Annotated in this window: 18 protein-coding genes; 17 read left to right on the forward strand and 1 reads right to left on the reverse strand. The window is 47.6% G+C overall.

Translation table 11 applies throughout. The features are described from left to right. The first annotated feature begins 6 nt into the window (after positions 1-6). The 7 genes from DWX43_RS27425 to DWX43_RS17475 all read left to right on the forward strand — a co-directional run bounded on the left by DWX43_RS27425 (position 7) and on the right by DWX43_RS17475 (position 10,388). Positions 7-1,425 (forward strand): collagen-like protein, encoded by a 1,419-nt coding sequence (locus tag DWX43_RS27425; RefSeq protein ID WP_118621238.1) that lies wholly within the window; start codon positions 7-9, stop codon positions 1,423-1,425. A gap of 140 nt (positions 1,426-1,565) precedes the next feature. After that, positions 1,566-3,545, forward strand: a complete 1,980-nt coding sequence (locus DWX43_RS17455; protein WP_118621239.1) for a sensor histidine kinase — start codon at positions 1,566-1,568, stop codon at positions 3,543-3,545. Beyond that, a complete protein-coding gene (locus DWX43_RS17460) occupies positions 3,505-4,221 on the forward strand; it encodes a response regulator transcription factor (protein WP_109729736.1) in 717 nt (238 codons plus the stop codon). Before DWX43_RS17455 ends, DWX43_RS17460 begins: the two co-directional genes overlap by 41 nt. 101 nt (positions 4,222-4,322) lie before the next feature. Then, positions 4,323-4,499 (forward strand): hypothetical protein, encoded by a 177-nt coding sequence (locus tag DWX43_RS27040; RefSeq protein ID WP_181368562.1) that lies wholly within the window; start codon positions 4,323-4,325, stop codon positions 4,497-4,499. A gap of 34 nt (positions 4,500-4,533) precedes the next feature. Then, positions 4,534-5,553, forward strand: coding sequence for a response regulator (locus DWX43_RS17465; RefSeq protein WP_118621240.1), 1,020 nt, complete (start codon positions 4,534-4,536; stop codon positions 5,551-5,553). A gap of 136 nt (positions 5,554-5,689) precedes the next feature. Further along, entirely contained in the window at positions 5,690-8,353 is a 2,664-nt protein-coding gene (locus tag DWX43_RS17470) for a DEAD/DEAH box helicase (protein WP_118621241.1), read from the forward strand. Beyond that, on the forward strand, positions 8,334-10,388 hold the full coding sequence (locus DWX43_RS17475) for an ATP-dependent helicase (protein ID WP_330582287.1): 2,055 nt from the start codon (positions 8,334-8,336) through the stop codon (positions 10,386-10,388). Before DWX43_RS17470 ends, DWX43_RS17475 begins: the two co-directional genes overlap by 20 nt. 35 nt (positions 10,389-10,423) lie before the next feature. Here DWX43_RS17475 and DWX43_RS17480 read toward each other — a convergent pair whose 3' ends face one another. Then, positions 10,424-10,666 carry a helix-turn-helix transcriptional regulator gene (locus DWX43_RS17480; RefSeq protein WP_243099375.1) on the reverse strand — a complete coding sequence of 81 codons (243 nt, stop codon included), beginning with the start codon at positions 10,664-10,666 and terminating at the stop codon, positions 10,424-10,426. A gap of 210 nt (positions 10,667-10,876) precedes the next feature. Here DWX43_RS17480 and DWX43_RS17485 point away from each other — a divergent pair, with 210 nt between their 5' ends. From DWX43_RS17485 to DWX43_RS17530, 10 genes are all read left to right on the forward strand, one after another. After that, on the forward strand, positions 10,877-12,469 hold the full coding sequence (locus DWX43_RS17485) for a response regulator (RefSeq protein ID WP_118621244.1): 1,593 nt from the start codon (positions 10,877-10,879) through the stop codon (positions 12,467-12,469). Continuing rightward, on the forward strand, positions 12,466-14,253 hold the full coding sequence (locus tag DWX43_RS17490; RefSeq protein ID WP_118621245.1) for a histidine kinase: 1,788 nt from the start codon (positions 12,466-12,468) through the stop codon (positions 14,251-14,253). The genes DWX43_RS17485 and DWX43_RS17490 overlap by 4 nt, the downstream gene beginning before the upstream one ends. Next, positions 14,250-15,533 carry an ABC transporter substrate-binding protein gene (locus DWX43_RS17495; protein ID WP_118621246.1) on the forward strand — a complete coding sequence of 428 codons (1,284 nt, stop codon included), beginning with the start codon at positions 14,250-14,252 and terminating at the stop codon, positions 15,531-15,533. Before DWX43_RS17490 ends, DWX43_RS17495 begins: the two co-directional genes overlap by 4 nt. A 93-nt stretch (positions 15,534-15,626) precedes the next feature. Continuing rightward, positions 15,627-16,220 carry a type IV toxin-antitoxin system AbiEi family antitoxin domain-containing protein gene (locus DWX43_RS17500; protein ID WP_118621247.1) on the forward strand — a complete coding sequence of 198 codons (594 nt, stop codon included), beginning with the start codon at positions 15,627-15,629 and terminating at the stop codon, positions 16,218-16,220. After that, positions 16,217-17,047 carry a nucleotidyl transferase AbiEii/AbiGii toxin family protein gene (locus DWX43_RS17505; RefSeq protein WP_118621248.1) on the forward strand — a complete coding sequence of 277 codons (831 nt, stop codon included), beginning with the start codon at positions 16,217-16,219 and terminating at the stop codon, positions 17,045-17,047. The genes DWX43_RS17500 and DWX43_RS17505 overlap by 4 nt, the downstream gene beginning before the upstream one ends. A gap of 183 nt (positions 17,048-17,230) precedes the next feature. Further along, positions 17,231-18,505, forward strand: a complete 1,275-nt coding sequence (locus DWX43_RS17510; protein ID WP_118621249.1) for an extracellular solute-binding protein — start codon at positions 17,231-17,233, stop codon at positions 18,503-18,505. Between the two features lie 38 nt (positions 18,506-18,543). Beyond that, the gene (locus DWX43_RS17515; RefSeq protein ID WP_118621250.1) at positions 18,544-19,926 is read left to right on the forward strand and encodes a sugar ABC transporter permease; all 1,383 of its coding nucleotides are present in this window, start codon (positions 18,544-18,546) and stop codon (positions 19,924-19,926) included. Next, positions 19,926-20,786 (forward strand): sugar ABC transporter permease, encoded by an 861-nt coding sequence (locus DWX43_RS17520; protein ID WP_207657843.1) that lies wholly within the window; start codon positions 19,926-19,928, stop codon positions 20,784-20,786. Before DWX43_RS17515 ends, DWX43_RS17520 begins: the two co-directional genes overlap by 1 nt. A gap of 9 nt (positions 20,787-20,795) precedes the next feature. Further along, complete coding sequence (pulA, locus tag DWX43_RS17525) at positions 20,796-22,736, forward strand: type I pullulanase (protein WP_118621251.1); 1,941 nt, start codon at positions 20,796-20,798, stop codon at positions 22,734-22,736. 40 nt (positions 22,737-22,776) lie between these two features. Next, on the forward strand, positions 22,777-24,747 hold the full coding sequence (locus DWX43_RS17530; RefSeq protein ID WP_118621252.1) for an amylo-alpha-1,6-glucosidase: 1,971 nt from the start codon (positions 22,777-22,779) through the stop codon (positions 24,745-24,747). The last annotated feature ends 43 nt before the right edge of the window (positions 24,748-24,790 follow it).

Below are 24,790 nucleotides of genomic sequence, written 5' to 3' on the forward strand. Positions count from 1 at the left end.
TTGAATGTGAAGAGAATAAAAAGAATATTACCGGTTCTTCTGCTTGTGATCTTCGGATACTGTCTGCCTGTATCGGCTCAGGATGCGAAGAATGATGCATTCATTCAATGGAAAGCAGATGAAAAGCAGGAGAGTGCACAGCTTATCTTTGCACCAAATAAGGAACTTGTGAACAATGCAGTGACAACCATGCAGATTACGATGCTGGTTACAGATATCACGGGGGATACCCCCGGGGTATCCGTATCCTTTGACCAGTCAGGTGCAGGGGCATACCGTATATCTGATTACAGGTACAATCCTCAAAAGAAGGAATTAAATATCTTTCTCTCGGATACAAAATTACTGTTTGATAAAGACACAAAAAGCTGCTCTATCGGTACCGTGAGCCTCGATATGGATGATTCAGAATGTGAGATTATGATACAGCCGGTCTCTGTGAAAACAGTCAGCCAGAGCCATGCCGCAGGAGAAATCCAGTCAGGGGACCTGGCAGATATGGCTGTAAATCTGAAGAGGGTCAGCGGTACAGACAGCCCGGATGAACCGGGACAGCCAGACCATCCGGATAATCCGGGTGGAACAGATAATCCTGATGTACCGGGGGATTCCGGACAACCGGATAACCCGGGGCAGCCAGATAACCCGGGGCAGCCAGGCAACCCGGATGTACCGGAGAATCCCGGTACCCCGGGACAGCCGGATGCAGATGCTGTATACGATAACGTAAAAGATGTGGTGAAAGAGCTGGAGGAGGGACAAACAGCCCAGATCACATATAAGATTGGAAAAGACGCTGTACTGTCGGACGAAGATCAGAAAACCGTTTTTCAGGCTCTTAAGGGGACCGATAAGTCGCTGACATTTGTAGTGGAAGACGATGGAGGCCTTCTGTATTCCTTCACATTCCGCGGAGATCAGATCACGAATGAGAACATCGTCATGGACTTCAGGATAACGTCACTGATCAGCAGCCCTGACATCGGGAAGCTTCTCCAGAAGGGGGCACAGAATCTGTTCCTTGAATTTTCACACAGCGGTAAGCTGCCCGGCCCTGCGGAAGTGAAAGTATATGCAGGCAGTGTATTTGCGGATGGGCAGAAGCTGTACCTGTACTATTACAATCCAGATAAGAAGGCGCTGGAGCCGGTACAGAAGGAGATTATCGTTAATGGAGGATATGTAGTATTTGAACTGACACATTGTTCCAGCTATGTACTGACGACTAAGGAAGTCAAAGAAGCAGGTAAATTCCCGGTACCGGGAGGACAGGAGGCTTCCGGCGGCACTGATGGAAAGAAAGACTTGCAGAAGGGCAATGTGGCGACGGGAGATAACAGTCCGGTTGTGCTGTATATCGTATTACTGGCTATTGCGGCGGTAGCCTTAATCACAACAGTAATATGGCGGAGAATACGGAAATAAAATCATAAGAAACACAAAAATCCGCGGGATGATTCCTGCGGATTTTTGTGTGGGATACAATAAATCAATGGAATTTTGTTCCTATACTTGAAATTATCTGGTATAATCGACCCATAAAAGAGAGTAAAGGGGACGGTGAAATGTCAGAGAAAAAAGAAAAAAGGATACTTGCTGCCATTCTACCCCTGATTGTCGTCCTGATGCTGATAGTGTGGGGCGTAAAGCCGCGCACGGGCGAAACCACAGTCATGACCTCGGCAAACGGCGAATGGGATTTAACCAGTTCCGGTCTTATGCAGAAGAATGTACGAGTTACCGGCGATGTGGAATATGTGCCGGATGCCCTGCTGACCCCGCAGGAATTTTCAGGACGCACGGATATCTGTCTTGGTCAGCCAGATAACGGGACCCAGTATGCCACAAGCCGGATGCAGCTGAAGGTCCCCCGGGGCAGCTATCTCATCTGCGGGTACAGTGTGGACTTTGCAAGCCGTATGTATGTAAACGGCGAACTGCTTTTTGAGGCCGGTGTTCCGGGGGAAAACCGGGAAACAACCACACCGGGTGTAAAATTCTATGTACTCCCGGTATCCCCTGACGAGAATGGTGAGATAGTCATTGTACAGCAGGCGTCCAACTTTACCCATAAGGACAGCGGCACCCACGGAACTCTTTACATAGGCCTGCCGGAACAGATCAACCGGTATGTCTTGAGGAACCTTTGTCCGGAAGTCGTACTTATGGGGTGTTATCTGGTACTGTTTATCGTCCATATGGTTCTTTACACGATGATGCAGCATTACAAACCGAACCTATTGTTTGCACTATTTTGTCTGACGTGGTTTATCCGCACCGGTGTCACCGGGCAGCGCATACTGGGGGCGGTACTTCCAAATCTGCCGTGGACGGTAATCTTCCGGCTGGAATACTTAACGATGCCGTTAAGCGGTATCCTGCTGGTGTGGCTTCTGTACCTGCTCTTTCCCGGTGTACTGCAGAAATGGTTCCCGCCTGCCGCGAGTATTCTGTGCGGGTGCTTTGCTGCCATTGACATATTCGGCCCAACCCTGCTGATGTCCTATACCGCAGTATGGCGTGTCGGGATACTGGGGCTGATCGGCCTGTATTTCTTTATCCGGCTTATCTTTCAGAAACAGCGGCCTGATACCGGACAGCTTGCCGTGCTGGCTGGCTTTGCGTTCCTGTTGTTTGCGGCCCTGTGGGATATGCTGTACCATATGGACATCCATATGCTGCCTGCACTTCGCTTTGCCGTTTCGGAAATGTCAATGGCGGTGTTCGTACTATTTGCCATGACAGCCCTGTTTTTTGGCACTATGAGTGAGGTGCGCCGGGCGAAGGAGCGTGAGGAACGAATGGCTGCCGAAAAGGAAATGATGGCGGAGATGAACCGTATGAAGAATCAGTTCTACACCGATATGTCCCATGAGATGAAAACACCATTAACGGTCATTTCGGTCAACGCACAGTTTGCAGCCCAGAATATCGGGACCGGTGTGGTGGATGAGGAAACGGTAGCGGACTTAAATGCGATCTCCACCGAGGCCAGACGGCTTGCCCAGATGGTAACAAGCCTTGTAGGACTTGGACGTATGCAGGGGACTGATTCCGTGTGTAAAAGGCTGGATCTGGAGTCTCTGATCGTGGAAACGGTGAGGATTTACCAGTCCATGTTTGCCCGGCAGGGGAACACCCTGACAGCAAAGACAGAGCCGGGGCTGCCCCCGGTGGAGGGAAGTGCCGACCAGCTTGTGCAGGTGTTGATTAACCTGCTGAGCAACGCCAACCGGCATACAAAGAACGGGACTGTCCTCGTCCGGGCAGAAGCGCTGGAACATCAGGTGCGGGTGAGTGTTGCCGATGACGGGGACGGTATCAGCCGGGAGCTGCTGCCTCATGTATTCGAGCGGTTCCGGCGTGGTGATGAAGGAGTTACGGGTCTGGGACTTACCATCTGTAAAACAATTATCGAAGGGCATGGCGGCCAGATCGGCGTTCAGAGTGAGGAAGGCAAAGGGGCGGAAGTGTGGTTTACACTGCCGGCGAAGGAGGTTGAACATGAAAGAGACAGGGATAATCCTGCTGGTGGAGGACGATAAGAATATTCAGCGAATCAACCGCCGTATTCTGGAGCGTGAGGGATTTTTTGTGCTGTGCGCGGCAGCGCTTTCAGGGGCACGGAAACTGCTTCAGACGCATACGCCCGATGTGCTGGTGCTGGACATCATGCTGCCGGACGGAAGTGGCCTTGCATTCTGTGAGGAAATACGGCCGACCACGTCGGCCCCGGTGTTGTTTCTGACGGCCCTGGATGAAAAGAGTGAGATCATCGAGGGACTTGTAGCGGGCGGCAATGACTATATCACAAAGCCGTATGATGTAGATGAATTTGTGGCCCGTGTCAAGGCACAGCTTCGTCTTGTGCGGATGAACCGGCGGGATACGGAGCAGGCAAAGACCATCACGCGGGGACCGCTTGTGCTGGATACCGTAGCCCTGCGTGCTTTCTTGAACGGTGAAGATATGCTGCTTGCAGCGAGGGAATTTTCTGTCCTGCTCTACCTATTAAAAAATGAAGGCAGGACTATTCCGGCGAAGGAAATCTATGAGGGGGTTTGGAAACAGCCTTTATCAGGGAATGCCAGCGCCATTTGGAAATGCATGTCCCGGCTGAAGAATAAACTGGCGTTGTCCGGCGGGAAAGTATCCCTGATGACCTTTCGGAACGAGGGTTACCTGCTGGAGATTATGGAGGACAAACCTCAGAAAAAATAATAACATTCCGAGTGGATCAATGCGAACCTGACATTTTGGTAAGGTTCGCGTTTTTTATCCCTTTTTTTGCTATCCTAGAATAAAGGAAGGAGGCAGTTTTTATGGAAAAGGAATATCAAGAGGTAACTTTTGAAGTTTGCATAGAGGAAGTACAGAATTATATATGGCAGGGAAAAGTAAAAACAAACGGGAAAACCATATCGTTTAAAAGTGATCTCGAACTAATGCTGCTTTTGGACAGGCTGGTGAATGAAAATTGTCAGGTACCCTGCCCCTAATCCGATGCGTGATATAAAAGAGGAGGGACAGCATATGAAAATGAATTCAGCGGGTATTGCTGGATGCCCCCCGAACCGGTCCTGTGAGGAGAGTGCTGCGCGCAACGAGCAGTTTGTAGGGGAATGTCTGAAGAAGATCAGGAAGGCCCCGGATGCGGAGGATGGGCTTAAGCGGCTTCTCTGTTTTTTGGGAGAACAGCTGGAGTGTGACCGGGTATACGTTTTTGAAGAAATGGACCGCCAGCACATCCGCAACACTTATGAATGGTGCAGGGCTGGAATATCGTCCGGCATCGAAGAACTGCCTTATGTGGCGAAAAAAGACCTGCTTCCCTGGTACGGGCAGTTGACGAAAGGTGAGAACATCATTGAACCGGACGTGGAACTGCTGAGGGAAAAGGACACGCTGATTTATGAGTTTTTACAGCCCCAGAAAATCCAGTCCATCATTCTGAGTCCTCTGCTGGCCCAGGGAAAAATGTATGGTTTTTTAGGGACAGATAATCCTCCGCCAGAGAAGATGGAACACATCTCGGTGGTATTTGACGTACTGGCCTATTTTGTCTGCTCACTGGTCAGCCAGCGGGAACTGTCAAGGCTTCGGGAAAGCTATTCCCATAAGAAAAGGCCAAAGACGGACGCACTGCATACGGGAAAGACTGTTCTTCTGGTGGATGACAGTCCGCAGCTGCTGCGTCTGAACGAACGTGTCCTGCGCCCGGAAGGATATTCCATCTTAAGTGCGGGAACATTGTGGGAAGCAAGGACAATTTTGCATAAAACAACGCCGGATGCGATTGTTCTTGATATTGACCTGCCGGATGGGAACGGCCTCGACTTTTGCAGGGAGCTGCGGGCCAGAAACGAAATTCCGGTCGTGTTCCTTACCGCCCACTCCGACGCACAGACAGTACAGGAGGGTGCCAAAGCCGGAGGGTGTGCACTTTTAACAAAACCTTACCAGATGGAAGAATTACAGAATGCCGTGGCAGATGCGTTGTCTGGAGTTAACATAAAGAAATCCGAAGGGATTGTCGGTAAATCCCAATATTAGTCCCCCTTTACATATCCCCACTGGAGTCAATGCTTTTGCGGCATTGAAATTCCCAGTGGGGATATGCTATAATAAAAAGAACATTTGTTTTGGTTTGGGATTGAGTAACAGAAATGTTTTATGGGAGATTACGGATATGGAGATTCAGGATTTGATCATACACAGGGAAAGACTGGCCAGAAGAGGGGCAGAGTATGCCGCTTTCCCGGCTGGTTTACAGAAAGAGATTAAAAGCTTCTTAGGGCAGAGTAAAATAGAGAAACTATATTCCCATCAGGCAGAGATGTTTGAGGCTGCCCTCAGGAAAGAGAACGTGGTGATTACGACCTCGACTGCCAGCGGGAAGACGTTAAGTTTCCTTCTGCCTGTGCTGCAGTCGGTCCTGGATGACCCGCTGACGAGGGCCGTCTTTGTCTATCCGACGAAAGCGCTTGCAGCCGACCAGTTCCGTGCACTGAAGCCGTGGCTCGAATACTTTGGGGAAGGGCGGGTATCGGCCGGGGTATACGACGGTGACACCCCGCCCCGGGAGCGCAGCAGAATCCGGAAGAGCGCGAATATCATTCTTACGAATCCGGAGATGCTAAACGGTGCATTCCTGCCGAATCACAGTAAGTATGGTTTTGACTTTATTTTTACAAACCTCAGATACGTGGTGATCGACGAGCTGCACAGCTACCGTGGGGCGTTCGGCTCCCATCTGGCCAATATTTTCAGGAGGCTTAAGAGGGTATGCAGTTATTATGGGTCATCCCCGCAGTTTCTCTGCAGTTCTGCCACGATTGCGAATCCGACTGAACTGGCGGAGAATATATGCGGCGGGAAGTTCACCCTGATCTCACGTGACGGTTCCCCGTGCCCCGAAAAGGAATATCGGATCATACAGCCGCCTGTCATCAAAGGCTCCAATGACAAGGTTTATGGAAGATATTCTTCTACCGCAGTGGCTACGGACCTGCTTCCGCGGCTCGTCGAAGAGAACCATCATTTCATCGCCTTTGCGAGGTCCAGGAAAAGTGTGGAGATTATCTTAAAAGAGTCAAGGGACAAGCTGGATTCAGCGGGGTTCCTGTCACAGGGGGACAGCCGGAAGATCGCGGGTTACCGCGGCGGATATACGCCGCTGGAACGAAAAGAGATCGAGAGAAAGATGATTTCCGGTGAACTATCGGGACTGGTGTCTACGAATGCACTTGAGCTCGGGATTGATATCGGGAATCTGGATACGACGGTAATCGTCGGCTATCCGGGAACAAGGGCCTCCTTCTGGCAGCAGACAGGGAGGGCCGGGAGAGGGCAGGACGCATGTGTAAATTATCTGATACTGGAAAACCAGCCCTTTGACCAGTATATAGCCATTGATCCTGACTGGCTGTTTTGTCAGGAGAGCGAGAATGCGATTGTGGACCGTGACAATCTGCTGATCCAGCTTTCGCATATCCGTGCCGCCGCGGCCGAGATGCCGCTGACGATGGATGATATTGCCCTGTTCCCTGCATTGGGTGAAGTCATCCCAGTACTCCTAAAGGCGGAGGAATTAAAGAGTCTGGGAGGGAAGTTTGCATGGTCCGGCCCCGCATTTCCCGCAGGGGACTACAGCCTGAGGAACATGGACCAGACGAGGTTCAAACTGATTCTGGAAAAAGAAGAGAGAGAAATTACGGAGATGGACGAATCCCAGGCATACCATGAGATTTACCCGGGGGCGGTGTATATGCATGAAGGGACGTCCTATGAGGTACTGAGCCTTGACCTGAAAAGCCGTACCGCCAGATGTATTCCTTTTGACGGCAATTTTTATACCGTGCCGGCAGGAACCAAGGAAACGAGGGTCCTTCAGGTTTTTCAGGAGGAGCCCTACGGGCGCACGCACATCCGGTTCGGGGATATCAATGTGAACGAACTGGTCTCCATGTTTAAGAAGCTTCAGTTCCATAATCATCAGAATCTGGGATATGTAAGCTTAACAGTGCCGCTTCAGAAGGACTATGATACGGAGAGCACATGGCTGGAGATCCCGGAGAATGTGGTCTATGTTTTCCGCAGGCTCTTACAGAGGAACCAGTCAGGAGAACTCGTGAGGAACAATCACTTTGACGGGCTGTCAAACGCTGTCAGGAACGCGGCGATGATGGTTACGATGGCTGCACGGGACGATATTGATGTAGTTGTTTCCGGCAACGCGCTGATTCCGGATGACAGGGACGAAGCAGTCGTATACATGTTTATTTATGATAAGTATGTGGGCGGGCTGGGATATTCGGAGAAGATATACGACCTGATCCCGAAGATCCTGGAAAATGCAGTCCACATGGTGAAAAACTGTCCCTGCGAGGATGGGTGTCCGGCATGTGTGGGTGATTATACACTGGATAAAAAGCTAGTACTGTGGGGGCTTACTAATCTGCTTGAGAAGACAGCGGCGCCGGAATCTGTCAAAATGGTTGAAGAGACGGAGAAGCCGGCCGTACAGAAGCAATTTTCCTTTTTCTCTCTTCCTGAAAACTGGGAAGAGTTCTGTGACTGTGTGGAGAAAAACGGCGAGACCGGAGGGGCATTCTTAAAGACGGTACAGCGCGTGGATATAAAGGGGCACTGCCTGACCATAACCGTAGGAAACACTTTCAATGAGATGTGGATCAAGGAGCCGGAGAACAGAAAGAGTATTGAGAATATCCTTCGCTATCATGCAGTCTGTCCCGCGGATATGAGACTGGAAGTGGCGGCGCAGATAGATGAGGACCGGGAAAAGAAGACAAAGGCAAGGCTGGAAAGAAGGTTTGAAGATATTGTATTATGAAGAACAGTGGGAACGCCTGAATGAATACCAGAGGGCAGCCGTGCTGGATGAAAGCCCGGCCTGTGTCGTCAACGCCAATGTCGGAAGCGGCAAGACAACAGTACTGATTGCTAAGATTCTGTACCTGCATATAGAGAAAAAGGTTCCGGTGCGGAGCATGACGGTCCTTACATTTACGAATAAGGCTGCAGGGGAGATCAGGGAGCGTCTGCTTAAGATAGAGCCGGGCCTTACCGACGAAGAACTGGCAGGATTTGGAACCTTCCATAGTGTCGCAATGAATTTTTTAAGATCCTCTCTCCCGGTTGAGAAGGCAGGGCGGACGAAGGATTTCATGATTATCGAGCCGGATGAAGAGGCGGAGCTGGCCCTGCGCCTTGCGAAGGAAAGAAAGCTGAACATCAAGTACAAGAACCGTCTGAAAAAGCGGATGGAGCAGGAGTATGCGGCCTTTTGCCAGGGAAAGAGTGTAAGCCGTTACAAAGATGACCTGTTTATTTTGTTTCAGGCCTTACAGGAAGAGAAGAAGCGGCAAAATAAAATGTCCTTCGCGGATCTGATAGAAATCAGCACAGAACTGTTGAAAGAAGAAAATGAAAAGCCTGCATGGATCATCATTGATGAGGTGCAGGACAGCGACAGAAAGCAGATGGACTTCATTACCGCGCTGAAGGGGGAGCAGACAAGGCTCTTTGCGGTAGGTGACCCGAACCAGCTGATCTACAGCTGGAGGGGGAGCGTGGAGACGATGTTCTACTTTCTGAAACATCAGTTCGGGGCGAAAGAACTTTCACTTCCGGTTAACTACCGTTCCAGCGGGACGATACTGGAGGCGGCGGAGAAGTTCCTGCAGTATGGGAATACCGTGGCGGGCAGCAGGGAGGCCGGAAGTCCCATACTGGTGAGAAACCATTACGATGCTTTTCAGGAAGCCGTATATCTGGCACAAAAGATCAGGCAGATGAACGAAAAAGGTATGGATTACGGGGAAATTGCAGTTTTTTACAGGCTCCAGAGCCAGTCGGAGATATTGGAAAACGTTTTTGAAAAGGAAGGGATTCCGTTTACCGTCTCGCTGAGAAAGACACTGAGGGATATTCCTGTTCTGGAGTGGTTTGTGAAGGTACTTGCATATGCCTGCAATCCGGAGGATATCTATGCGGCAGAGGCTGTGCTGACCCATCCGTCCTATGGGGAGGGGGCAGGGAAAAAGGGCTGGAAAAGCTTTCTGGCAGAACCGGAAGAAGGCCGGTCCCGGATTTTTGACAGGATGCGCGGTTTTATGCATACATTCTCGGAAGTGCAGGTACAGGAGCCGGAACAGATCTACCGGTATTTTTTACTGGATGACTATTTACGACCCAATGCAGCTTCATTTGTAGAAGACAGGGAGATGGTCCTTGATTTCTGCAAAAGGCTGACTGACTACAGCAGCGAGAATCACAGGCCCTTCTTTGAGGGTACCTCAGAGTTTCTTCGTTCATCGGCACTTTATGGTATCCAGATACTAAAAACGGAGGAAAATCCGGGGCGGGACAAGGTGAGGCTGATGACACTGCATGCCTCCAAGGGGCTGGAATTTACCAGTGTATTTATCATCGGTGTAAATGACGGGCTGCTTCCGCTGGCTGGGCGCGGGTTTGAAGAGGAGGAAGAAGAACGCAGACTTTTCTTCGTGGGAATGACAAGGGCAAGGGAATATCTGGAACTGTCTTACTATACGAATCCGGGACAGCCCCGTGCGGCGGGCGGCCCGGGCAGATATCTGAAAATGCTTCCCCGGCATCTTCTGGACTGGGAGGAGGATAAGACCCCGGAAGAGAAGCAGGCGAATCTCCAGCAGCTGAGGAAAGCAGTGAGTAAGGAAATGAACCGTGTACAGGTAGAGAAGCAGGAAGTAAAGAAAGTCAGGCACGCCAGATACGGCACCGGTGTACTCATCTCGGAAAATGAAATGACTGTGGAGGCAGAGTTCGAGGGGTATGGTAAAAAAGAATTTTTGAAGGCGTTTGGTGAGGTTGAGATATTAGGATAAAAAAGATTAGCAGGAAATCTAAAAAGGATTTCCTGCTAAATCCGCAGTAATTCATTTACTGTTGCATCCAGCACTTCGGCAAGGGTTATAAGTTCATAATCGGCGACAATACGTTCACCGGTTTCGATACGGCTGATGGCTTTTTGATTTAAATTAAGACCTGCAAGCTGCAGCTTTGCGGCAAGCTGTTCCTGCGAGAGTCCGGCTTTTTCACGAAGCATTTTGACTTCAGGACCAGAGGCATTGCATTTGCCATCTATATATTTGTATATTTTCAAAAGACAGCTCCTCCATTTATTCCTTAAATAGGTAATATATATTTTGACATTATCATAGTACTTCATGCATGTTTATCCCAAAGATGACTAATTTTAATATGGGAACAATGTATACCGGTCTTTGATTGCAAATTACTAAATTGTCTGATAAATTAGAAGTATATAAAAATATTGGGGGAAATACTCCTGAACAGATAGGAGGCATTGCTTATGGAACTGCTTACGCTATATCTGGTCGATGATGAACCGATCATATTAAAAGGACTGCTGGAAACCTATGACTGGGAGCGAATGGGTTTTGAGGTGACGGGATGGGCGCGCGACGGGGAAGATGCGCTGAAGGAGATTCCCGCAAAGAAACCGGATGTAGTCCTGACAGATGTCCGGATGAAGAAGATGGATGGACTTGCGCTGATTGAGAAAGTAAAAGCGATGGACCTGAAGACGAATTTCGTGGTAATCAGTGCCTACCGTGATTTCGAGTATGCAAGGAAAGCGTGCCAAAACGGGGCGCTTTCTTATCTGGTAAAACCGATTGAGGAAGAAGAACTCGAACGGACGATGTCCGAGATCTACGAGATGTGTACAGAGAAAAAGTTCAAGGAAAAGAACTATTCTCTCTGGGAAAAAGTGCTTCTAGAGGATAAGGACAACTTCCTGAACCAGATGGTCGGGAAATATCTGGATGATGCGATGGACGAGCCGGAGCTTGCTGAATTCTTCATCAGCCTGTCCAGGGAGGCGGAGATGAATCATTCCTTTGCTGTTATCACGGCGGGGATTGACATTGCACAGCGTGTCGTGAACCAGAAGGAGTTTGACATGAAGCAGTATGTTCTGGACACAAGCCTGAATAAGAGGATCCGGGAAAAGTATCAGGTCTGGACGAAGGGGACGCAGGAGGGCGCCACCTGCTATATCGTGGATCTGGGGGAAAGCGGAAGGGTTGAACCGCTGAAAATCATCCTGACCGACCTTCGATCAGAATTAAAAGGGGATATGATCTCGGCCCTGTCGAACAGTGAACACGGGATCAGCGGTCTGAAAACTGCATACATACAGTCTCTCAATCTCTTTGAGGTGGCGGCGGAGGCCGGCGCGGGACTGCTTTCTATGGAAGGAAAGTCCCTTCCCAGGACGAAGAACCAGTATTCACTGGATGTGGAGACACAGGTTCTGGGAGCGCTGCGAAAAAATGACATAAAGCAGATCAAGAAGGCTTATGAGAAGTTTGTCTATATTCTCCCGGAGGACGAAGATGCTGTCCGGGTATATCTGCGCAGGCTTGCCGTGCGCGTGGAGTTTTCTATCGAAGATTCCTACGGGCTGATACCGGAAATGAAGCAGAGTTTCCGCAACTTCTATGATGCGGTGGATACCGTGAATCCTCCGAAGGGCGTGAATATCCTGTATCAGCTTCTTCTGCATATTATCGAACTGCGAAGTAATATGGAGGAAGATACGTCAAGGGAGTATTTTCAGGATTACATACCGGTTGCTCTGAATTACATCCGGGAAAATCTGCAGGATGAGAATTTATCAATCGGCAGTGTATCTGAACATGTATATCTGAATCCGGTTTATTTCGGCCGGATTTTTAAGAGTGTCATGAAGATGCCGTTTAAGCGCTATGTGCAGAATATGCGGATGGAAAAGGCGAAGGAACTGATTCTGGAGGATCAGGAGAGCATTGCAAATATCTGTGTACAGGTGGGGATTCCGAATCCGTCTTATTTTTCACAGGTGTTTAAACAGTATACGGGAATTCTGCCCAGTGAATATAAAAGGAGTCTCGAAGCATGAAAACCGGGAGCAGAGAATCTGGCACAGGGAAGGCGGGGTACAGAAAGTATTTCTTCGGCATCCGGAAAAAGGCGGTCGTATCGATCACTGTCATTTTCGGGATCATTTTTTTCCTGACCTATCTTGGAATCAACAAAATAGTAAAAGATAATACAAGGGAATTCCTGACAGACCAGTATTCTTATCTGAACGATAAGGTACTGGGTTCTTTCAGGAATACTTATGATGAGCTGAATTCCCTGACAGCCGACTTCGTGACCAATGACTATGTGCAGAAAACACTGACGAACCAGACAGTGACGGCTTCGGACAGAGACATGATGGAGCGGACGCTGTCTTATTATAATAAAAGTTTTCTGGATTCTTATCTGGTGATTGATAATAAGGGAAACCAGTACTCCCAGAAGGGAATCCGGCTGGATATGGAAAAATTCAGGAAAAGTGCAATCTATCAAAGTCTGGGGGATGAGTATTCGAAAACAAAGATTCTCTGGACGAGGGACGTAATCTTTGGAACGAATGAAATGAGTTTCTTTGCGGTGCGGTATATCCGTGAGATGAATTCTGTACACGATGCGGGGGTTTTAATCCTGAAGCTGAATGAACGAGTCATGGATGCCGTGAGGGAGAGTGCGGAAAATGAAGAACTGGCTTATTTTATCGTCAATTCAGACAAGGAAATCTGTTATAAAATCATACCGGACGGGATGGATGAAAGCTGGCATCAGGAACTCAATGAGAGACTGTGGAATCCGGATGAAACAGAGTCCAAAAGCCTGAAAAACGGGATATTCAGCGGAAGAACCGACGAGAGGACGAAGTTTGCCGTAATCACGTATGCACCGGGCAGTGTGACCAATCAGGTAATCCGTGAGATCCAGCTTGTCATGGGTCTGATTTTTGGACTGATGTTTGTATTGACAGTGGCGGGGGTGGCCTTTTTTACAAAACGCCTTACGAGTCCGATTGAGTATTTGAGCTCCACGATGCGGGATTTCGACGACAGTAAACTGGATGAGCGGATTTCCCTCGATACGAATACGGAACTGGATTTTATCGGGCATGCCTACAACAAGATGATCGAAAAGGTAAAGAGCCTGATGAACGATGTTATGAAGAAAGAGAAGGAACTCAAAGACAGTGAGATGCAGACGATGCTCTACCAGATCCGCCCGCATTTCCTGTATAACACACTGGATACGATCTATATGCTTGCCCGGATCCAGAAGGAAGAAACGATCATGAAGATGACGCAGTCTTTGTCCAGATTCCTGCGGATTAACTTAAGCAACGGGCGGGAGAGTATAGAGGTGAGTCAGGAACTGGAGCATGTCAGTTCCTATCTGGAGATCCAGAAGATCAGGAATACAGACCTTTTTGAGTACGAGGCCAGCGCAGAGCCGGGAACAGAGAAGCTTTTTGTGACAAAAATGATTCTCCAGCCAATTGTGGAGAACAGTATCAAACATGGCTTCCGGGATATTTATTCCGGTGGGATGATCTGGATTCGGGCATACTGTGAAGACGGATATCTCTGCTTTTCCGTGGAAAATAACGGGACGCCCGTCCTGCCGGATGCGCTTGAGAAACTAAACAGGATGGAGCAGGTGTCTATGGATGAGATTGACATGCTGATCGAGAAAAGACAAGGCGGTTTTGGCATCTGCAACGTAGTAAAACGTCTGCGGCTTAAGTACAATGACCAGATTCGTTTTTACTATGTAGCAAAAAGCGCAGGGACAGAGTGTGTGATAAAAATCAGGCTGGAGGAACTGGAACATTGAGAAAAAGAAAAATGATGAATGTATGTGTATGTTTGATTGCTTTCGCAGTACTGCTCCCCCTGTCCGCATGCAGCCCCAAACAAGAGGTACAGAGGAATGACAGGGAAGAGGCAGCAGGCATCCCTGTTACATTTCTCATTAATCCGGCCACAAACTTAAGTGAGAATCAGGAGCTGGCTGAGGCATTTAACGAGGAGTATGAAGGCGAATACTATGTGGATGTGGAATGGTTGACGGAGAGCGCCAGCGGCTACAGGGAAAAGCTGAAGCAGTGGAATATTCTGGACGAGATGCCCGCCGTGATCACAGATGCGGGATTCGATTATGACTTCTATACACTTCTTACAGAAAACAAACGGCTCGTGAATCTGAGACCATATATGGATGCAATTCCCCAGTGGAAGGCCGCGGTCGAGCCGGAGATACTGGATGCATGTACTGAAGAGTCCGGGGACATATATCTGGCGCCTCTGGGGAGCGGGATTCAGTCCTATGCCGGGATCATTTACAACAAGGAGCTGTTAAGACAGGCAGGTTACGAAACATTTCCAAAGACGTGGGAGGCATTCTGGGACTGTCTCGATGCCTTGCAGGCGAAGGGCATAACGCCGCTGTCCCTCCACGGCTACGGGAGTTACTGGGTGCCGATGCTGTTTGCAACAAGTTATCTGTACGGTACGCAGGAGGGACAGGCCTTTTTAGACCAGGATTTTCCGGACAGTTACCAGACGCCTGAGATGGCAGATATGATGGAAATGCTGGACAGAATGTACGGCTATACATACGCGGATGCCGTAGAAATTGATTATGACGAGGCAGAGGTACGCTTTTGCAGCCGGGAAGCCGCAATTTTTGCAAACGGGTACTGGATGATTCAGGAGATGCCGGATAACGTGAAAGAAAACATGGGGTTTGCCCCATTCCCCGGAAATATTTTGATGAATTCGCCGCGCATGAGTGCATGGGCGCTCACTGCCGGTTACGATGCAAAAGTAACCGATGGGGCCGCAAAGCTGCTGGCATTTAGGGTGGAACTGGATGCACGGAATTCGGAGAAGCTGCAAAACAAAGAGGGGGTGAGTGCGCTGGAGTGTAGTTATATAGACGCGGTCGAAAGCGTCAGCACCGTCATGCCGAATTACCAAATGAAATGGGAACAGGAGATACAGAACGATTTCTTTACAGAAAGACTACCGGGGTATCTGGATAGGGAAACAGATACCGGGACACTTCTGAAACAAATGGATGAAAGGCTGGAACAGATACGGGCGAAAAAGTAGGAGGTTTGTTCAAATAATTGGATATCTGAAATTTGACATTCATACCGAAATGAAGTAACATATAGGCATAAATGTCAAATAGAGGTGATGTTAATGGATATTAACCCTATCATATTAGATAATCTCAAACGAAATAATAATACTATAACAACGGAACAAGTAGTCAAGTTAGGATTTACACGGGCACTACTTTCAAATTATGTGAAAAATGGTTTATTAGAGCGTGAACGACAAGGGGTTTATGTTCTTGCTGATTCCATTCACGATGATATGTATACGTTAATGCTTTGTTCGAAGAAAATAATTTTTTCCCATGATACGGCCTTATTTTTAAATGATTTGTCAGAAAGGACACCATTCACTCATTCTGTAACGATTCCGAGCAATACGAAATTATCAGGCACTTTACAAGAGGAATGTATATGTTATTATATTAAACCAGAATTACATCAACTTGGTGTTATTATGAAAAAAACAACACTGGGTAACGAAGTTCGTTGTTATAACGCAGAAAGAACTGTTTGTGATATATTGCGTTCACGAAATAGACTTGATGAAGAAACAGTTGTCAGTGCAATAAAAAATTATGCTAATTCATTAGATAAAGACCTTAATTTGTTGGCTGCATATGCTCCACAGTTTGGTGTGGATAAGATTTTAAGAAGGTATTTGGAGGTCCTATTATGAATTCAAAAGCAATGAGCTTAAAAGGGAAAATAAAAAATTATGCTAAAAGCAACAGTATAGCAGCTCAAGTTGTTTTGCAAAATTATATGTTTGAACGATTTTTGGAAAGACTATCTATATCAGAATACAGTGAAAAATTTATTGTTAAAGGTGGTATGCTAATCGCGGCTATTGTTGGGCTTGATACCAGATCTACAATGGATTTGGATACAACATTAAGAAATTTACCTTTGACAGAGGAGCAAATTACAACCGCAATCAATGCAATTTGTGGAATTGCTTTGAATGATGATGTCTCATTTGAAGTAAAATCAGTTGCACCTATTCGTAAAGATGATGTCTATGGCGTTTTCAGTGTAAGATTAGATGCGGTTTATGATACTATTATTACTCCGCTTTCAATTGATATTTCTACAGGAGATATTATTACTCCACAAGCTGTTAAATATGAGTTCAACGGAATTTTTGATGAGAATGTAAAAATTGTTTTATGGGGATATAATATTGAAACTGTAATAGCAGAAAAGGTTGAAACTATTCTAAGCCGGGGTGTATTTAGCACAAGGCCGAGAGATTTCTATGATGTGTATATCTTAGCAGCAACGCAAAAAATTGATAAAAATGTTTTTAAAAAAGCATTAAAAGCTACAGCAAAACATCGTGGATCTCTAGAAAAAATATCTGATGCAAGTGCAATTATTGAACAAATATCTACCAGTGGGGATTTGAAAAAAATGTGGAAAAAGTATCAAAATAAATTTGTTTATGCAAAAGATATTTCATATGAAAGTATTGTAAAAATACTGGTTGATATGATGAATCTTTGATAAACTGCATCATAGTGATTCAATAGAATGAACCTATCAGCAGAGTAATCTTTTTGAATTAGTTATAAACCTCAAGTGTTTAATTATTGATACTTGAGGTTTATTTATTTGTATATCCTTATTTCTTCCCGATGCTATAATTCAGAAAAAGTTAAACAAGTCCACATAGTAAAGGAGAAGGAAATGAAGAAGAAAGTTGTATCAGTTTTTTTAGCGGGTGTAATGGCGGTATCAGTACTGGCCGGATGCGGGGCAGATAAGAAGGAGGCTGCGTCTGGGTCAGGAACGTCGAAGGCGGCGGGATATGCCGAGGATGCGAAGCTGAAGATATGGGGGTCACAGGAAGACCAGGATATGCTAAAGGGGATTATCGAGGACTTCAAGGCGGACAATCCGGAAGCAGCGGGATGGACCATTGAGACAGCAGTGGTAAGTTCACCTGACGCCAAGACTGAGATTTTGAAAGATCCGTCTGTAGCCGCAGATGTGTTTGAATTCGCTTCCGACCAGATCGCGGAGCTTAAGGATGCAGGTGTTCTTTACAGAATTACAAAAAACAAAGATGAAATTATTGCGAATAACGTTGAAAACTCAATCGCGGCGGCAACCGTGGACGGGGAACTGTACGGGTATCCGAATACATCCAATTCATTTTTTATGTACTATGACAAGAGCAAGTACACAGAGGATGAGGTAAAGAGTCTGGACACGATGCTTGCAAAAGACTTAGGTTCAGGCGTGACGAACTTTTCTATGGACCTTGACAACGGATGGTATACATCTTCCTTTTTCTTCGGGGCAGGCTGCACCTTATTCGGAGAAGACGGATCTGATCCGAAGCAGTGTGACTTCAATAACGAAAAAGGTGTTCTTGTAGGGGATTACCTGCTGGACCTGTGCAATAACCCAAAGGTGAAAAATCAGGACGACGCACTTCTTCTTGCATCTTTTAAAGAAGGCAAGCTGGGGGCCAGCCTGACTGGTACATGGAACGCAGCAGCACTTCAGGAGTCTTTAGGGGACAACTTCGGAGTGGCAACTGTACCGGCAATTACTCTTGAGGACGGAACGGAAGTTTCACCGAGTACCATTGTTAACTTTAACCTGTACGGCGTAAATGCGCAGACGAAATATCCTGCCGAATCCATGCTTTTAGCAGAATATCTGTCTAATGAAAAGAGCCAGAAGGTTCGCTTCGAAGTAAGAAATTCAGCACCTACGAACCAGGCACTGGCAGCAGATACAGAACTTCTGGGCACAAGCCCTGCTGTAGAAGTACTCTCCAAACAGATCGAGACATCCACAGTACAGCCGTCCATCGCACAGATCGCCAATTTCTGGAGTCCGATGGAAGCCTTTGGACAGGACTGCATAGCTAAGTCTGTTACGAAAGATAATATGCAGAAAACAATGGACACGATGGTTCAGGGAATCCTCTCAAAGCTCGGTGAAGAATAGAGAAAGGGACCTGTTTTGAAGGTAAGGAGAAGAGCTTTATGAGTAAAAATAGATCAAAAAAAGCTGCACAAAAGCCAAGGGAATACCTTCTGAAAAGAGTCATCCGTGAGGGTGATGTGTGGGCGAAGGCATCCATGCTGGTTATGGGAATCGCCAATATACGCAGGAAGCAGATTGTAAAAGGTCTGCTCTTCCTGCTGGCAGAGGCAGCATTTATTTTTTATATGGCAGTGAGCGGTATCAGGGCTTTAGGCAATATGATTACACTCGGAACACAGACACAGGGCTGGGTATTCGATGAAACGCTGGGAATTGATGTTCTGACAGAAGGAGATAACTCCATGCTTCTTTTATTATATGGAGTTGTATGTCTCTTCCTGATTGTATTCTTTGTTTTAACATGGAGGGCAAACCTGAAATCGGCCCTGGAGGTACAGGCACTGGAGAAGGCCGGGAAGAAAGTTCCGGGACTGATTGATGACGTGAAGGTATATCTGGATGCGAAGTTCCACCGTACTATTCTGACATTTCCTATGATCGGAGTGCTCGCATTCACGGTACTCCCGCTAGTATACATGATTCTGGTTGCGTTTACCAACTATGATAATGCACACCAGCCGCCGGGAAATCTTTTCACATGGATCGGTTTGGATAACTTTGTTACGATCTTAGGCTCGGGCAGTACGATATCCAAGACCTTCTGGCCGATCCTTGGCTGGACAATTACATGGGCCGTTTTTGCGACGGTGCTGAACTACATAGGGGGAATCCTGCTTGCCCTGCTGATCAACCGTAAAGGAGTGAAATTCAAGGGCCTCTGGAGGACGATTTTTGTCATGTCAATTGCGATTCCGTCTTTCGTTTCGCTTCTGATAATGAAGACGATGCTTCAGCCGGAAGGTGCTGTGAATGTCCTTTTGAAGAGCTGGGGAGTCATTCAGGACAGCATTCCATTTCTGACGAATGCAACTCTGGCAAAAGTGACGATCATCGTTGTTAATCTTTGGATTGGAATTCCGTACACCATGCTGATTACTTCCGGTATTCTGATGAATATTCCGGCTGACCTGTATGAGGCGGCTCGTGTGGATGGGGCGAATGCAAGGGTTATGTTCAGAAAGATCACAATGCCATATGTCCTGTTTGTTACGACACCATACCTGATCACACAGTTTATCGGAAATATTAATAACTTTAATGTAATTTACCTTCTGTCGAAGGGCGGACCGTCTACCCTGGATTACTATCAGGCGGGAAAGACAGACCTGCTTGTCACATGGCTTTACAAGCTGACAGTAACAAGCAAGGACTACAGCTATGCATCGGCAATCGGTATTCTTGTATTTGTCATTTCCGCAGTATTTTCTCTGATTACATACAGAAGAACGTCTGCATATAACAATGAGGAGGCATTCCAGTAATGAAAAAAACAAAATCTATGTCAAAAAATAAAAAAATCAGGAACATTGCCTCTTATATTACATTAACCATATTGTCCGTCATCTGGATGATTCCCGTTTTCTGGGTAGTCATGACATCTTTTAGGGAAGAAAGCGGTTCCTATACATCTTATTTCTTTCCGAAGGGGCTTACGATTGCAAATTACGTCAATCTGCTTACTGATAACTCCCAGTTTCACTTTGTGAAATGGTTTGGAAATACGCTGTTTGTTGCAGTTTTCAGCTGTCTGATTTCCACGTTTTTTGTATTGTCCGTCTCTTATGCCACGTCGAGGATGCGGTTTAAAATGAGAAAGCCTATGATGAATGTGGCACTGATACTGGGGATGTTTCCAAGCTTCATGTCCATGATAGCAGTCTACTATATCTTAAAGGGGCTGGGAATTACACAGTCACTTGTGGCGCTGATTATGGTATACTCAGGAGGGGCGGGGCTGTCGTTCTTTATTGCGAAAGGATTCTTCGACACGCTGCCGAAATCACTGGATGAAGCTGCCTATCTGGATGGGGCGACGAAGTTTCAGATTTTCAGGAAAATCACACTGCCCATGTCCAAACCGATCGTTGTCTATACGGTACTGACCTCGTTCATGGCACCCTGGATGGACTTCATTTTCTCCAGTGTAATCATGGGAGACAATTATAACAACTATACGGTTGCCCTGGGACTGTTTAAGATGCTGGAGAGAGAATTTATTAACGATTACTATACACAATTCGCCGCGGGCTGCGTACTGGTATCCATACCGATTGCGGCACTGTTCATCAGTATGCAGAAGTATTACGTGGAAGGCGTATCCGGCGGGGCAGTCAAAGGCTAGGTAAAAAACATGAAGAAGACAGTAAAACAGTGGAAAGAATATTACTCCAGTCCGGAATTCAGCCAAAACTTTGTTTATGACGGAAAGGACCTCGGGGCGGTATGCACGGCTAAAGGAACGGCCTTCAGGCTGTGGAGCCCGTCTGCTGATCAGATTGCAGTCAATCTGTATCAGGCGGGTACTGAAGTGCCCGCATACGCGGTCCATCCGATGAAACGGTTAGAAAAGGGCGTATGGGAGTATCGGACAGAAGAAAACCTGCATGGAACCTATTATGATTTTACCCTGCTTCTGGATCGTGAGATTGTTGTTTCCGCGGACCCCTATGCAAGGGCCTGCGGTGTGAACGGCAGACGGAGCATGGCGGTGGATTTAAGGAGGACCGACCCCGCAGGATGGGAACAGGATCAGGCGCCTTCGTATGGGCAGGAACGCATCATCTATGAACTGCATGTGAAGGAATTTTCATGGGACAGGGCAGGCGGATTCCCGGAAGAGTGCAGGGGAAAGTATGGTGCATTTTTGCATATTGACACGACCTTGAACGGGGATGGGAAACATCCTACAGGAATCTCTTATCTGAAGGAATTAGGCGTGACCCACATCCAGCTTATGCCGGTCTACGATTACGGGTCTGTGGATGAGGCGAAAAGGGATGACCAGTTCAACTGGGGATATGACCCGCTTAACTATAACGTGCCGGAGGGGTCTTACTCTTCTGACCCGGACCACGGGGAGGTCAGAATCCGGGAACTGAAGGAACTGATTCAATCGTTCCACAGGGAAGGTTTCCGTGTGATCATGGATGTGGTTTACAATCACACCTATTCTATGGATTCCTGGTTCCAGAGGACGGCTCCCTGGTACTTTTACCGGGCGGATAAAAATGGAAAGCCCTCCAATGGTTCCGCGTGCGGCAATGATGTGGCAAGTGAGCGTGACATGTGCAGCAAATATATACTGGAATCCGTATTATACTGGGCAGAGGAGTATCATATGGACGGATTCCGCTTCGACCTGATGGGTCTTCTGGACGTGGAACTGATGAACCGCATACGCGCCGAACTGGATGTACGCTACGGGGCGGGCGAAAAGATGGTATTCGGGGAACCCTGGGCGGCGGAGAAGACAGCGATGGAAGACGGTGCATGTCAGGCTCTGAAAAAGAATATTCGTAAGCTGGATGTAAATATCGGTATGTTTTCGGATGATATCAGAGATGCCGTGAAAGGCTCCGTGTTCGAACTGGACGAACCCGGGTTTGTAAATGGCGGGAAAGGCTTTGAGGAGGATATATTAAGCAGTGTGCGTGCATGGTGCCATAAAAGGAAACCGGGAATCAAGGCGCCCTCACAGGTCATCACGTATGTATCCTCCCATGATAACCAGACGTTGTGGGATAAGCTGGCCGAGACCATTACCGATGAAAATATGTTAAGGAAGGCATACCGGCTGGCGGCTGGAATATACATGACCTGTCAGGGAAATCTATTCTTTCTTTCCGGGGAAGAATTCGGGAGGACGAAGAACGGCATTGCAGACAGCTACAATTCCCCCATCAGTGTGAACCGGCTGGACTGGAAAAAAGCATGGGAGGAGCGGGAGCTTGTTACATACTATCAGGGGCTGATTGCACTGCGCAAACAGCTTCCGGGCTTATGTGACAAATCAGAAACTGCATGGAAAAGAGTAAGAAAAGAGTGGAAAAAAGAAGGAATCGTGGGTTTTGAACTGGATAACTCGTCAGAATATGCAGATTCTGTGTGGAAAACTCTTCAAATCATATACAATGCCGGTCAAAACGAGGAAGAAATCCGGCTTTCCGGAGGAAACTGGGAGATATTAGCAGATTCCCGGGACAGTTTCCTGTGGAAAACACCGGTTACTGTGACCGGTTCCGTTATGGCGGCGCCGGTCGGAATACTGATCTTAGGACTCAGGGAAAAATGATGAATCAGCCCAATTCTTTAGAAAGTGATACGAATAGAGTATGAAATGGATTTATGGAAAACATGATTGGAACACCCCCCGGCGCGGGGAAGAAAACTGCTGGCTGATGACAAACGGGCTTGGTGGTTTTTCTTCTATGACAATGACAGGAGCGGTAACCCGCAATGACCACGCCCTTTTGATGGCATGTGTTAAGGCCCCGAACCACCGCGTGAATCTGGTGCACCGCATCCGGGAGCAGGTGGAGTTCAAAGACAAACAGAGCGTTACGATATCCAGTCAGGAATTTGCAGATGGCCGGAGGGAAGAAGGATGTCAGTATTTGTCCGCATTCAGTTATGAGGATACGCCGGTCTGGAGATTTCAAATCGGGGGTGTGGAGATTAAAAAGGAGGCGGCAATGGGGCAGGGCACCAATACGGCGGTCCTGCGCTATGAAATAGAAAACCGGGGCAGAGAGACCTGTACATTGTGTGTTACGCCGTTTTACCAGTTTGTACCAAAGGGCAGTGACATGAAAGAAGGCCAGAGCATTGAAATGACCGGGCATAAAATATCTTCCGGCGGGACTGTACTATATCTCAGGACGAATGGAACTGTGGAAGAGATTCCAGAAACTTCAGAAACCTATTTTTACCGCTATGATGCATGTGACGGCAGGCGGAAAAACGGAACGGCAGCGGCAAACCACCAGATTTCGGTGTCAGCAGAGCCGGGTGGAAAAAGGGTGCTGGAAATCATATTTGAAATGCAGGAATCAAATGAAAGCGCTCTGGAAATCATAGACAGTGTGAAAATGTTCCGCCGGGAGTGGGAAGAACGTGCCGGTTTCACCTCCAGGGCCGGAAAAATGCTGTCAAAGAGCGCGTCACAGTTTATTTCCGAGAGGGAATCCACAGGCGGTCTGACAGTGCTGGCCGGTTTTCCGTTTTTTGAAGACTGGGGCCGTGATACCATGATTGCACTGCCGGGCCTGTGTATCACAACCGGGCAATATGGGACAGCAAGACAAATCCTCCGTACATTTGCTCTCAATGAGAGAGACGGCCTGATGCCGAACCTGTTTCCGGAGGGCGGCAGTGAGCCGCTGTACAATACGGCGGACGCGGCACTGCTTTTTATCAATTGTATGTATCTGTATTATGAAGCAGCAGGGGATGCGGCGTTTTTAAGAGAAGTATATCCGGTTATGGAAAGAATCATGCAGGGATATCGGAGGGGGACCGGGTTTGGAATCCGCATGGATGAAGACGGACTCATACAGGCCGGGGAAGGGCTTTCCCAGGTTACATGGATGGATGTCCGTATCAACGATATTTTACCCACGCCGCGCCACGGGAAACCAGTGGAAATCAACGCATACTGGTATAATGCGTTATGTATTATGAGCAGGTTCGCCGAGATTTTTTCACAGGAGACACGGGTTCAGGCAGGGGAATATGCTGCGCTTGCTAAGCAGGTTAAGGCCTCCTTTACGGAGCAGTTCTGGATGGAGGAAAAACATTGTCTCAAGGATGTGGTATCAGGCACTGCGGCAGACAGGCAGATCAGATGTAATCAGATCTGGGCGGTTTCCATGCCGTTTACCATGCTGGACAGAAAAAAAGAGGAACAAATAGTAGAAACTGTCTTTGAAAAGTTGTATACTCCATATGGGCTCAGAACTCTGGAAGAGGGGGATGAGCAGTTCCATCCGTGCTATGCGGGGACAATGGAACAAAGGGATATGGCATACCATCAGGGAACTGTATGGGCATTTCCACTGGGCGGATATTACCTGTCGTATCTGAAAGTACATGATCACAGTGAAGCGGCAAAACAGACAGTCAGAGAACAACTGGAGGTTATGGAAAGTGCAATGCGGGAAGGTTGCATCGGCCAGCTTCCTGAAATCTATGACGGAAAGATACCGTCTGCATCAAAGGGCTGTTTTGCACAGGCCTGGAGCGTAGGAGAGCTGCTGCGCGTATATGAAATGATAGAAAAACAGGAAAGAGTTTCCGGTGTGTGAATGGAATGGCCAGATACACCCGGCAATTGTGAAAGGAGATTTT

The organism is Clostridium sp. AF19-22AC (genome assembly GCF_003479085.1).
GTDB lineage: Bacteria > Bacillota > Clostridia > Lachnospirales > Lachnospiraceae > Faecalicatena_A > Faecalicatena_A orotica.